Source organism: Hymenobacter sp. HD11105 (genome assembly GCF_054051685.1).
In genome coordinates, this window is record NZ_JBSWBR010000005.1 from 68,441 (window position 1) to 80,853 (window position 12,413).

The 12,413-nt window shown below is 48.0% G+C and carries 8 protein-coding genes; 6 read left to right on the forward strand and 2 right to left on the reverse strand.

Annotated elements, in window-relative coordinates; genetic code table 11:
- Nucleotides 1-2,841, reverse strand: a complete 2,841-nt coding sequence (gene uvrA, locus ACW9KT_RS15995; protein ID WP_457082480.1) for an excinuclease ABC subunit UvrA — start codon at nt 2,839-2,841, stop codon at nt 1-3.
- A 279-nt stretch (nt 2,842-3,120) separates the two neighbouring features.
- On the opposite strand from uvrA, the gene ACW9KT_RS16000 reads away from it, so the two are divergent.
- The 4 genes from ACW9KT_RS16000 (at nt 3,121) to ACW9KT_RS16015 (ending at nt 8,000) form a co-directional block, all read left to right on the forward strand.
- The gene (locus tag ACW9KT_RS16000; protein WP_457082164.1) at nt 3,121-4,953 is read left to right on the forward strand and encodes an N-6 DNA methylase; all 1,833 of its coding nucleotides are present in this window, start codon (nt 3,121-3,123) and stop codon (nt 4,951-4,953) included.
- A gap of 242 nt (nt 4,954-5,195) precedes the next feature.
- On the forward strand, nt 5,196-5,861 hold the full coding sequence (locus ACW9KT_RS16005) for a hypothetical protein (protein ID WP_457082166.1): 666 nt from the start codon (nt 5,196-5,198) through the stop codon (nt 5,859-5,861).
- Nucleotides 5,852-7,312: a hypothetical protein gene (locus ACW9KT_RS16010; RefSeq protein WP_457082168.1), complete on the forward strand. Its 1,461-nt coding sequence runs from the start codon at nt 5,852-5,854 to the stop codon at nt 7,310-7,312. The genes ACW9KT_RS16005 and ACW9KT_RS16010 overlap by 10 nt, the downstream gene beginning before the upstream one ends.
- Nucleotides 7,313-7,496: 184 nt before the next feature.
- The gene (locus ACW9KT_RS16015; protein WP_457082170.1) at nt 7,497-8,000 is read left to right on the forward strand and encodes a DUF1905 domain-containing protein; all 504 of its coding nucleotides are present in this window, start codon (nt 7,497-7,499) and stop codon (nt 7,998-8,000) included.
- 202 nt (nt 8,001-8,202) lie between these two features.
- Here ACW9KT_RS16015 and ACW9KT_RS16020 read toward each other — a convergent pair whose 3' ends face one another.
- Nucleotides 8,203-8,892, reverse strand: coding sequence for an SGNH/GDSL hydrolase family protein (locus ACW9KT_RS16020; protein ID WP_457082172.1), 690 nt, complete (start codon nt 8,890-8,892; stop codon nt 8,203-8,205).
- Nucleotides 8,893-9,152: 260 nt separating this feature from the next.
- Between ACW9KT_RS16020 and ACW9KT_RS16025 the strand changes: the two genes are divergently transcribed.
- Complete coding sequence (locus ACW9KT_RS16025) at nt 9,153-10,631, forward strand: alpha/beta hydrolase family protein (RefSeq protein ID WP_457082174.1); 1,479 nt, start codon at nt 9,153-9,155, stop codon at nt 10,629-10,631.
- 243 nt (nt 10,632-10,874) lie between these two features.
- Nucleotides 10,875-12,374 carry an alpha/beta hydrolase family protein gene (locus ACW9KT_RS16030; protein ID WP_457082176.1) on the forward strand — a complete coding sequence of 500 codons (1,500 nt, stop codon included), beginning with the start codon at nt 10,875-10,877 and terminating at the stop codon, nt 12,372-12,374.
- Nucleotides 12,375-12,413 lie beyond the last annotated feature (39 nt).

The following is a 12,413-nucleotide window of genomic DNA, read 5'->3' on the forward strand; positions in this document are numbered from 1 at the left end:
CTACACTTTGTCGGTCAGGAAACGGGCCGTGTGGTTGGTGTCTTTGAGCTTCACCATGTCTTCGGGCGTGCCTTCGAACAATAAATGCCCCCCATTGAGGCCACCTTCCGGGCCGAGGTCGATAATCCAGTCGGCGCACTTGATGATGTCAACGTTGTGCTCGATGATGAGGACCGAGTTGCCTTGTTCAATCAGGGCGTTCAGGGCTTTGAGCAGCTTGTTGATATCGTGGAAGTGCAGACCGGTGCTGGGTTCGTCGAAGATGAACAGAATCTTATCCTGCTGCAAGGTGGCGCCTTTGGTCAGGAAGGAAGCTAGCTTCACGCGCTGCGCCTCGCCGCCCGAAAGCGTGTTAGCCGACTGCCCCAGGCGGATATAGCCTAGCCCTACGTCGTCCAGCGGCTTGAGGCGCTCGGCTACTTTGGGCTGGCCCTTGAAGAACTCCACGGCATCGGCTACCGTCATGTCAAGCACGTCGTCGATGCCTTTGTCCTGGAACTTCACGTCCAGAATATCCTGCTTGAATTTGTGACCATTGCAGCTTTCGCAAGTCAGGTAGATATCAGCCATAAACTGCATCTCAATCTTCACCTGGCCTTCGCCCTGACACACTTCGCAGCGGCCGCCTTCGATATTGAAGCTAAAGTGCGAAGGCTTTAAGCCCCGCGCTTTGGCCAGCGGTTGCTCCGAAAACAAGGTTCGGATGGCGTCGTAGGCCTTCACATATGTCACCGGGTTGGAGCGCGACGACTTGCCGATCGGGTTCTGATCGACAAACTCCACGTGCGTTACCTGCCCGTTTACGCCTGTCAGGCGGTCGAAGCGGCCGGTAGCTTCGCCAGCGCCGCCGCCGAGCTGCTTCATGAGCGCGGGGGCCAAAATGCGCTTTACCAGCGTCGATTTGCCCGAGCCCGACACGCCTGTTACCACCGTCATCACATCCAGCGGAAACTTCACGTTCACGTTCTTGAGGTTGTTTTCGCGGGCGCCGGTTATTTCCAGAGCATTACGCCAAGGGCGGCGCGAGGTGGGTACTTTCACCTCCATTTTGCCCCCCAGATACTGCCCGGTGTAGGTGCTGGTGTTTTTGAGAATCTCGGGGTAAGTGCCCTGGAACATGAGGTTGCCGCCACCCGAACCGGCTTCGGGACCGATGTCAATAATCTGGTCGGCCTGCTCCATCATCATTTCCTCGTGCTCCACCACAATCACGGTGTTGCCGAGCTGCTGCAAGGAGCGCAGCACACCAATAAGCTGCTCCGCGTCCTTGGGGTGCAGGCCGATGCTAGGCTCATCCAGAATATACATGGAGCCCACCAGCGCCGAACCCAGCGAGGTAGCCAGCGAAATCCGCTGCGATTCGCCCCCTGAGAGCGTGCTGCTCAGGCGGTTGAGCGTGAGGTAGCCCAGACCCACGCGGTGCAGGTAGCCCAGGCGGTTGGTTACCTCCGTTACGAGGCGCTCGGCCACTTTGGCGTCGTGCTCGGTTAGGGTTAGGTTGTTGAAAAACTCCAAGGCCTTGCTCACCGGCAGCAGCACCACGTCGGTGATGCTTTGGCCGTCGATCTTGACGTACTGTGCGTCTTTGCGCAGGCGGGTTCCTCTGCAATCGGGGCAGGTGGTGCGGCCCCGGTAGCGGCTTTGCAGCACGCGGTACTGGATTTTGTGGGTTTGGGTGCTCACCCAACGGAAGTACGCGTCGAGGCCCTCGAAGTACTTGTTGCCATCCCAGAGCAAGCGACGCTCGGCTTCGGTCAGCTCATTGTAGGGCCGGTGAATGGGGAAATCGAAGCGGATGCCGTTTTTCAGCAAAGGCTTGAGCCACTCACTCTGCTTGTCGGTGCGCCAGGGGGCAATTGCGCCCTCAAACACGGTCAGGTTCTGGTCGGGAATAACGAGGTCTTCATCAATGCCCAGCACCGAGCCGAAGCCTTCGCAGGTCTGGCAGGCGCCGTAAGGGTTGTTGAAGCTGAAGAAATTGACGCTCGGCTCCTCGAAGCTCATGCCGTCCAGCTCGAAGCGGTCGGAAAAGGTGCGGGTTTCGTCGTCGAGGCGCACAAGGCAGGTGCCGTGACCCTCGAAAAAAGCCGTTTGCACCGAGTCGGAGAGGCGGAACTGCAAATCCTCGTCGCCGGGCCGAATCACGGCGCGGTCAATCATGATGTGCACGGCGCCCTTCACTTCCGGCTTGCCTTCCCCAATCAGGTCTTCGATGAACGACACTTCACCGTCCTCGGTCACTACCCGCGAGTAGCCTTTTTGCAGCAGCAAATCCAGCTCCTTGCTCATCTTCCGGCCTTCCTCGGAAGGAGTCAGCGGAGCCAGCAGCATCACGCGGGTACCATCGGGCAGCGTGAACAGAAAATCGACCACGTCGGCCACATTATCCTTGCGCACCTGCTCGCCGCTGACGGGCGAAAACGTGCGACCTACGCGGGCAAACAGCAGTTTGAGGTAATCGTAAATCTCGGTGCTGGTGCCGACGGTGGAGCGGTTGTTCTTAATAGACACCTTCTGCTCGATGGCAATAGCCGGCGAAACGCCCCGTATATAATCGACGTCGGGCTTGTCCATGCGGCCCAGAAACTGGCGGGCGTAGCTGCTCAAGCTCTCCACGTACATGCGCTGACCTTCAGCGTACAACGTGTCAAACGCCAGGCTCGACTTACCCGACCCCGACAGCCCCGTCACGACAATGAACTTGTTGCGCGGCAGCGCTACGCTGAGGTTTTTGAGATTATGAACCCGGGCATTTTTAATCAAAATAAACTCGCGCGGATCAAGCGCGTCAATCGGGTCGTCCGCGGGGGCCGACACCTGGAGGGAAGCAGTTTTGGGCATAGGTAACGTAACAGCCGGCAGCGGGTGGAAGGTTTCGCCCACAGCGTTTTGAATTCGCAAAGGTACGGCGGGGGTGGTTGGGTTGGTAGATGCCTAGTGGTTTTGCGCTTCTGCTGGTAGAAGGCCAAGTAAGGAAAATAAGCTGCCGCTGGTATACTTTACGCTATTATCTTGCGTGCTAAAGCATGTATTGCTGGCACAAGGAGTAGCAACAACACAATGTTTACGCAAGTGCAGCAAAAACAAAAAATAACATTTAAAGACAGCTAGATAGACATAATGAGAGATTGGAAAGAAATAATTGAGCAGAGCTTAAATAATCAGAAAAACAGTGTTGCCAAAATCAATATTGACAAATCGACTGTTCAGTATTCAGAGAAAATAAAGCAAAACAGAATTTTAAGATCACTGACTGGGGACGAAGAAATTGCAAGAGCTTTTCTTATTGACAAGTTAGTTAATGAGCTTGACTATAAACCTGAGAATATTGAAATAGAAAAGGAATATTCCGTAAAAGCGGGGCACGGCAAACTCACCCCGAGAATTGATGTCTTAGTAAAAGATGATAACGGCAATCCTTTCTTTTTTATCGAAACAAAATCTCCGAACAAGTTTGAAAAGGATAAATCAGAGATTGAAGGCCAATTATTTTCATTAGCTCACGCTGAAGAAAAAGACTTCAAAAACAAAGTAAAATACTTAGTATATTATACTACCGACTTGCAGAATGAAGGCATTCTAGACAAAGCCATTATCATTGATTTTGAGAAATACCGTAACTATACAGATTGGGAAGGTGACGGATTCATTTCTATAGGAACAGAATTAACCGCAGGATATGGAAAGCCTAAAAAACAACCTTTAATTAAGGGGGATGACAAACACGATTTAAGAACTAAAATTAATAGAGAGGAAATCGAAGGCTTAGGCAGAAACCTACACAATGTTCTATGGGGTGGCGGAGGAATTAATGATAGCGAGATTTTCTATTCATTGGTAAACATTATTCTTGCCAAAGTTCAAGATGAGTACGAAAAAGAAGATGGGCAAGAATATGATTTTCAAATACACCAATATGGAAACAATGTTGAGGGAGGAAATAAAGTTTATGATCGAATAAACAATCTTTATAAAAGAGCTTTAAAGCAACAACTTAATGTTTCCGATCAATTAAAAATTGATGATGATAATATAATAAATAGAAACAAGTTTCCTTTAAACAAATTAATTTATACAGTTCAGACGTTAGAAATCTTCTCGTTTTTAGAAGGACGTAGCTCATTAGACGGCAAGGATATTTTAGGTGATTTTTTTGAAAGCATTACAAGAGACGGTTTTAAGCAAAGCAAAGGGCAATTTTTCACTCCTACTCCTATTGTAAATTTTCTACTTTACGCTTTACAATTGGACAAACTGTCAATTAATCGATTAAATAATGATCGTGAATTGCCTTTAATTATTGACCCTTCGGCAGGAAGCGGAACGTATTTGGTTGAAGCAATGAAAATGATTACTAAAGAAGTTAAATATAAACAAAAGGACAAAGTAAAGTCAAGTCGGCAAATTAAACAAAGATTTGAAGAGTTATTTATGCCTGATTATGCAGAGAATAAGTGGGCTAGGGAATATTTATATGGCTCGGAAATAAATTTCGACCTAGGAACTGCTTCTAAAGTCAATATGATATTACACGGAGATGGCTCAACGAATATCTTCGTAAAAGATGGCTTGCTTCCATTCCGTTTTTACGTTAAAGAAACATCCCCTAATTATTTAGAAACTTCAAATACAGATAGTTTGTACAATGGAAAAGAAGTAAATGCAAAATTCGATGTTGCCATAAGCAATCCACCTTTTAATGTTGAGTTAGATACACAGACTCAAAGAGAAGTAAAAAACGCTTTTATATTTGGGGATAAGAAAAACTCTGAAAATTTATTTATCGAGCGGTACTATCAGCTATTAAAAGAAGGTGGGCGTTTAGGTGTTGTTCTTCCAGAAAGTGTTTTTGATACTACGGAAAATAAATATATTCGCTTGTTCCTATTCAAGTATTTTAATATCAAGGCTGTTGTAAGTTTACCTCAAATAACTTTTGAACCTTACACTTAAACTAAAACAAGCCTTTTATTTGCTCAAAAGAAAACTAAAGAACAAGTAGAAAAGTGGAATGAGCTTTGGGATAAGTATGGAAATGAATGGCAATTATTAAAAACAAGAGTAATAGACTATGTAAAGTATTTTCTCAAAGGAGAAAAGTTAAATAAGAAATGGGCTAAAGATGTTGTGGAAGACATCGAAAATGATAACTTCGATAATATTAAGGTCAATATCATCCGTTTTTTAAAGATTATTTGACTACTGAAGATATTGCCTTAAGCCATAATGAACTAATTTCAAAATACAATGAGGAGATAGAGCGTATTTCGAGTTTTGAGAAAGAAACACAAGTATTTGGTTTTTATAACGCTTGGTGGGTTTTTGGAGAAGTTGCCAAAGAAGTAAACTACGACATTTTTATGGCAGAGGCTGAAAATGTTGGATATAAACGCACTAAGAGAGGCGAAAATATCATGCAAAATGACCTCTTCGATTTAGAATATGCACCTTCCAAGTTAGATACAGAAGAGATAATTGATTCTTATGATAAACAAATAAAGATGTTTACTGAGGTTCAAATAGAAAGCAGGAATGAACTTATATGGCTTGAAAAGAAGCTCGCAGAAAAAGAGACCGAAAATCTAAAAAAGAAAATAGATAAAATTAATGAGGAAATAGAAGCAATGAACCAAAAAATTTATTCATTACAAATTGAGAAGAAAGAAGCAATAGATGTATTAGAAAAATATTATAATAACAAAAGATTAAAAGATGAATATTTAGAAAGAGATGATATTGAACTAATTAATCTTTTCAAGAATGGAATCCTTTCTAGATACAAAAGCGATGACATTGCTCTGCGCTCAACAAAATTCATAACTATACTAGACAACATAAGAAACGAAGTAATATGGGAATAATATTTTTCAAGACAAAATTATCTAAAATCACTACAGATAATAATTTTAGATGTGACCCAAAATATGGAAATTTTGTTGAATTAAAACCTGAAGAGATTTGGGACTTTGATACCTTCTGTGAATTAAGAAGTGTTCTAAAAGCTATAAGCTCGCCAACAATAAAAAAAGGTGAATTAGAAGAAGAACTGTTTTTGGTTGATTTAGCTAATATTGAAAGAAAAAAAAACTCACTCAAAGGTTTAGTTACAGTTTCTGAAATCGGTTCCGATAAAAATTTTATAAAAGAAGGTGATATTGTAATTCCTAAAATAGAACCTAAGAAAGGACAGTTCTTCCTAAATCTAGACCATAATGAATATTTAGGGTCAACAGAGTTGGTAGAATATAAAATCAATAAACGTGAATTTAATCCCTACTTCATTTATTATATATTAACCTCTGAAAAGCTTTTAACAATTTTATCATTTCTTGAAAGTGGTAAGACTCATAAACGTGTGAGCTCAGAAAACTTATTAAAGATTAAAATTCCTAAAATTTCGCTTCATATTCAAAATATCGCTTCGCTCAAAATAGAAAAGATCAACAAAGAGATAAGTGACCTTCAAAACTCCGTATTGAAACCATTAGATATTACTAATAAAGTTTTTAGCGAGTATTTCGATATCGAAATGAACTTAATATCGAAATTAGACAAAACAAATAAGATATCAACTAAATTGAGTGATGTTGTTTTTTATAACAGCAATTTTCGAAATGGAACAAGATGGAATAAAATGCAATTTATTCAAAATTCGATTTATGCAAACATAGATTGCATCAAGGTACTTGGTGAATACATAAAGTCAACAAAAAATGGATGGAGCCCTCTTTCTATAGAAGGGGGTGAAGGGACTCCAATTCTTGGACAAGAGCACTTCTCATTTGATGGAATTTTAAAAATTAACCCTTCTAAAAATACGGAAGAATCGAGAAATAATATCGAGGATTTTTTTGTGAGGAAGGGTGATTTTTTTGTAAGCAGAGGCAACACTGTCGATTTAGTTGCACTTGCCTGTATTGTTAATGATGAAATTGATGAGGATATCTTATTCCCAGACTTATACATAAAAATTGAACTTGATGAAGAGAGAGTAAACAAAGAATACCTTGCCTATATATTTAACTCTTTCTTTGGGCGTTTATATTTTAAATATGTAGCTAAGGGAAAAAACCAAACAATGGTTAAGATATCATCATCAGAATTATTAAACTTCCGGTTTCCACTTCCAACCATTAAGGTTCAAGAGGCAATTGTAGAAATTATAAAATCACAACTAAACGAACAAAAGATAATTGATAAAATAATAGATGAGAAACAACATCAAATAAATAGGATAATTGACGATGCAATACAGAAAGAAAAGAATTATAAGCAGACACATAAATTTGAAGCAATAGCTAAGGAGACATAAAATAAAGGCTGTTGTCGCAGTTCAAATTTTGAGAGCGCAAAAAGGAATTAGTTCTAAATTCACCGATGCTCCCAGCATCATGTGCTACTCGTAAACCTCGGCTAAAGTCCTGCTCCCCCCCTTAAGATGTGATCAGCAACCATCATATGAAAGCTATTAGAAATTCAGAATGATCACCTAACCCATGCCCATCGAAGTCATAAATGCGGACGTGACGCTGGAGAAATTTTCCGGCAAAGGGGGCTGGACGTATGCGCCCGTGCCGGCGCCGTTTGCGGGTTCCAAGGGCTACTTCAGCACGCTGCCGGTAAGCGGGCACATCGATGCGTTTGAGTTAACCGACGCTCACTTGATGTCCATGGGTCAGGGTCGGCTGTTTCTGCCGGTGAAGGCCGCTATTCGCAAGCAGCTTGGCAAGCAGGCCGGCGACGTGGTGCGGCTGGTGCTCTTCTGCCCCGATGCGGAGGCGCCGCTCACCGTATCCGCCGATGACTTCCGGGAGTGCCTGGCGGAGGTGCCTGGCGCGCTGGAAGCCTACGAGCGCCTGAGTGCCGAGCACCAACAAGCCTGGGTGGCGTGGGTAGCGGCAGCTTCCACCGATGAGCAAAAAGTAGTTCGCGCTGAAGCAGCCTGCACGCGGCTGGCATATTTGCCCCCCAACACGAAAAGCTGCCTGCCCCCGACGTAAAAAAGCCCCCAGCAGTTTTGGCAAGTGATTTTATTTCTCGACGCTGCCTCGGAAAATATTATTACTAGAACGTCATGCAGAGCGCAGCGAAGCATCTCGCTCGCGGTCGTTGCAATGGTAACTCAGTCGTCAGCACGCGAGATGCTTCGCTGCGCTCTGCATGACGTTCGAAATTATTGGGATAACCCTTCTCGGAGTTTCCTCACTTCGCTAAAACCGGCCGTACTGCTTCCGTCCAGATTTCATAGCCGGCGCGGGTCATGTGCAGGCCATCTTCCAAGAATAGCTCTGGGCGGGGCTTGCCATCGGCGCCTAGCATGGGCGTGCCTACATCAATGAAGCGCAGCCGCTTAGGGTGCTTTTCTATGTATTGGCGGATGAGGTTGTTGGCCTCCTGCATCTTCGGATACAGTTCCCACCGCGCCAGGCTGGGCTTTATAGACAGAAAAACCAGCTGTGACTTGGGTAGCTTTTGACGCATTAGCTTCTCAAATGTCCTAAACGACGCGTACACTTCCTGGGATGTAGCGCCGGATGCAATGTCGTTGTCGCCTTCGTAGAGCACCACTTGCCGCGGCCGGTAGCGCACCACCAGCTTATCGAACAGCTGTATGGCATCGGGAAAGCGCGAGCCGCCGAAGCCACGGTTGAGCACAGGCTGGTCGGAAAAGTCAGTAGCCAGCGTTTCCCACATGCGAATGGAGGAACTGCCGTAGAACAGAATGGAGGCTATGGGGGGCTTTTTGAGGCTATCCTGGCGGGCAAACTCACGCAGCTCCGTTGTCCATTGAGCAGAGGCAGGGGGTGCTACTGTTTGGGCGTATCCAGCCAGTGTCAGCCACAGCAAGAACACAAAAGCAAGGATGTACCGCCAATAACTGGGCTTTAGCATACTGAAGGGCAGAAAAGTGGTACCACTCGATAAGATACTAACGAAACAAGTAACTGAATAGCCGATACGCAGGTGCTGGATCGTCAGGTATGCTTCCTTCGCTTAGTATTGGACCCAAGTTCCGCTTTGAGTTAGAGACCGGGCTTGGCGGCGGTGAAATATAGGTTTTAGCAGTAGCAAAATTTGCGGAACACTATACTATTCTCATCCCTGGCCGGCGTTTTGCACCTGTCAAGCTAGTTATTCTTACCCTGCCGCCTATGCGTCCCGTCACTCCGCTCTTGCTTTTCTTTCAGTTGGCGCTTGCCTTCGGGGCCACTTTGCTCAGCGCTGCGCCTCTTCCGATGCTGGGGGGCAAATGGAGCGGTACCCTGAAAATACCCAGCGGCAAGCTGCTCCAGCTCCAACTGCATATCACCGATAACAACGGCAAGCGCACCGCTACCTTAGATATTCCCACTCAAAACGCCCACGACATTGCCGTGGAGCGCGTGGAAGTGCGCGGCGACAGTTTGCACTTACAAGCCAGTGCTATTCGGGCGTCGTTTGCGGGCCGTATAGCGCCCAATGGCGGTCTGATCACCGGCCGATGGCGGCAGAATGGCGCCCGGCTGCCCCTTCTATTGCAGCGCACCTCCACCGCCGTTGTAGCTGCCGCGGCAGCCGCGGCCCCGACGACGGTATCCACCAAATCAGCGGTAGGTCGCAAGAACGCAAAGCGCCCACAGGAGCCCGAAGCGCCGTTTCCTTATCGGGATGAAGAAGTTCGATTTGCCAATAAAGTTGCTGGTATTCAGTTCGCCGGTACCCTGACGCTACCTCAGGGCGCGGGTCCGTTTCCGGCTGTAGTGCTGCTTACTGGCTCTGGCGCTCAAAACCGCGACCAAGCCGTGTTTGGCCACCGTCCTTTCTGGGTTATTGCTGATTACCTGACCCGGCGCGGCATCGCCGTCCTCCGCTTCGACGACCGAGGCGTGGGTCAGTCGGGGGGCAATTCGGCCACGGCGACAGCTGCCGACTACGCCACCGATGCCCAGGCGGCCCTTGACTTTCTGCGCACCCGCCGCGAGATTAACGGTAAGCACCTAGGCCTGGTGGGTCACAGCGAAGGTGGCACGGCCGCTATTATAGCTACCAATAAAGCACAAAGCCCCGACTTCCTGGTGCTACTGGCCACGCCCGGCGTACTAGGCCCCGAGGTAATAGTACGCCAGACGCTGGACATTTCGCGCTTGAAAACCAACGACTCCAAAATCCTAGCCGGTGTAGAACAGCGGCAGCGGGCTCTGCTCAACATCGTACAGCAAATCAGCGACGATAAGCACGCCCGGGCCCGCCTCATTCCGGCCATGATTCCCCCGATTCCGCTGCCTCCCGAGCAGGCTGCCCAGATGCAGAAGCTGGCCGAGAACAAAGCCGCCATGATGACCACGCCGGCTTACCGGTTTATGCTAGAGGATAATCCGCCCAAAAATCTGCGCACTATCAAATGCCCGGTGCTGGCGCTTAATGGCTCCAAAGACCTGCTGGTAGCCGCTGACCCCAATCTCAAATCAATCGAGAAAGCGCTGAAAACCGGCGGCAACCGCGACGTGACTGTTCGCGAGCTGCCAGGTCTGAATCATCTCTTCCAAACCGCCGCGACCGGCGCCGTAACCGAGTACGACCAGATTGAAGAAACCTTTTCCCCCACCGCTCTGCGGGCTATCGGTGACTGGGTGCTGGCGCGGGCTAAATAATGGCCCTCTATATTCCCAAAGCTGAACTATTGCAAAGGGGCAGCGGCTCCGGCGCAGAAATTGTCCTTTTCTTATAAAGGTCTCTTTGCAACTTTATAAATACGTTCTACGTGTAGGGAAAATATTTTTCTTAAATTATGGCAAAACTTAGTTGATAGGCCTAAAAAAAGGGCAGAAAGCTAAGTTTACACTTCGTTAGCATCTCTCCTACTACGTTATCCGCCCCACCCGTTATTAAACTTTATGAAGAAATCTTTACCTCTTTCCTTGTTGACTTTACTCCTGCTATGGCTGCCTCTAGTAAGTAATGCAGCTGACCCTGTGCCTTTGAAGGGCCAGTGGAAAGGGCAGTTGAAGGTACCAGGGGGCAGTTTGGAATTGATCATTACGATCATGCCACTGACCAACGGCTCCTACTACGCCGCTTTGGATGTACCGCAGCAGCGCGTGAATCGGATGCCAGTGGAAGTGGAACTGAAGGGCAATGACATCGTGCTTCGCATGGAACAGGCGGGCAGCAGCTTTACGGGCAAAGTGGGCCAGAACGCCGCGACCCTCACTGGCACCTGGAAGCAGCCAGGCCTTACGGCTCCTCTTGTGCTGAAGCGGATTCTGGTAACGACCCCGCCCGTCGCTAAAAACCCTCGGCTGACGCCACCTTACCGGGAGGATGACGTGATTTTTGCAAATGCTGCCGCTAAGATAAAGTTAGCCGGCACGCTCACAGTGCCAGCCGGTCCTGGCCCTTTCCCGGCCGTAGTGCTGCTCTCCGATACCGGCCCCCAAGACCGCGACGCCGGCCAGCAGGAATACCGCATGTTTGGGCAATTGGCTGACTACCTGACGCGGCGCGGCATCGCCGTGCTCCGCTTCGACGACCGGGGCGTGGGCAAGTCAGGTGGCGACTACCGTACCGCCACCACCGTTGACTTAGTGGGCGATGCGCAGGCTGCTTTGAATTTTCTGCGCTCGCGCGACCTCATCGATCAGCAGCACGTAGGGTTGCTGGGCCACGGCGAAGGAGCCAACGTAGCGTTTCTTGCCGCCGCCGACCAGCATAACAAGACACCCGACTTTGTGGTCTCATTAGCCGGCTACGGTTTATCCGGGCGCGAGGTGCTGTTGCGTCAGCAAGTGGAAGTGATGCGGCTGATTGGGGCCGATGCGCCGCAAGTAAAAGCCGCAGTGGAGCTTTACAATCGCATGGTGGAAGTGATTCGCCAAACGCCCGATGATGCCCAGGCCCGCGCTAAGCTGGCCGGCATTCTACGTCTCAATAACACGAACATCGACCCGCTGATGGCCAAGGCTAGAGCCATTCAACTCACTACGCCCTGGTCGCGCTACTTCATGGACTTTGATCCGAGTACCAAATTACCGGAGGTAAAGTGCCCCGTACTGGCCCTCAACGGTCTGGATGACTTACAAGTAGGAGCGCGCGCCAACCTCACTATTCTGTCAAAAGGGCTTAGCTCCAACCGCGACGTTACGGTGCAAAAGCTGCCGGGCGTCAACCATTCCTTTCAGCCTGACGACAGAGATTGGCCTATCGTGAATGGTCAGCAGCAGCCTACTTTCTCCCCCAAAGCTATGGACACCATTCGCGAATGGGTAGCAGTGCGCAGCGGTCAGCCCAATGCCAAGAAAAAATCGGGAACAGCTGCTTTGGCAGCATCTTCCACTTTCTTTAAACGACTGAAACCTAGTTTTTCCAAGCAGCCAAAGAGCCAGGCTAGCCGGTAGCTCTAGCTGTTTCACTAACACTACTCGCTCCCCTTTTCG

Bases quoted from the DNA above. Each gene is read 5' to 3' on its own strand.
- uvrA (WP_457082480.1), bottom strand. From the start codon at position 2,841: ATGCCCAAAACTGCTTCCCTCCAGGTGTCGGCCCCCGCGGACGACCCG.
- ACW9KT_RS16000 (WP_457082164.1), top strand. From the start codon at position 3,121: ATGAGAGATTGGAAAGAAATAATTGAGCAGAGCTTAAATAATCAGAAA.
- ACW9KT_RS16010 (WP_457082168.1), top strand. From the start codon at position 5,852: ATGGGAATAATATTTTTCAAGACAAAATTATCTAAAATCACTACAGAT.
- ACW9KT_RS16015 (WP_457082170.1), top strand. From the start codon at position 7,497: ATGCCCATCGAAGTCATAAATGCGGACGTGACGCTGGAGAAATTTTCC.
- ACW9KT_RS16020 (WP_457082172.1), bottom strand. From the start codon at position 8,892: ATGCTAAAGCCCAGTTATTGGCGGTACATCCTTGCTTTTGTGTTCTTG.
- ACW9KT_RS16025 (WP_457082174.1), top strand. From the start codon at position 9,153: ATGCGTCCCGTCACTCCGCTCTTGCTTTTCTTTCAGTTGGCGCTTGCC.
- ACW9KT_RS16030 (WP_457082176.1), top strand. From the start codon at position 10,875: ATGAAGAAATCTTTACCTCTTTCCTTGTTGACTTTACTCCTGCTATGG.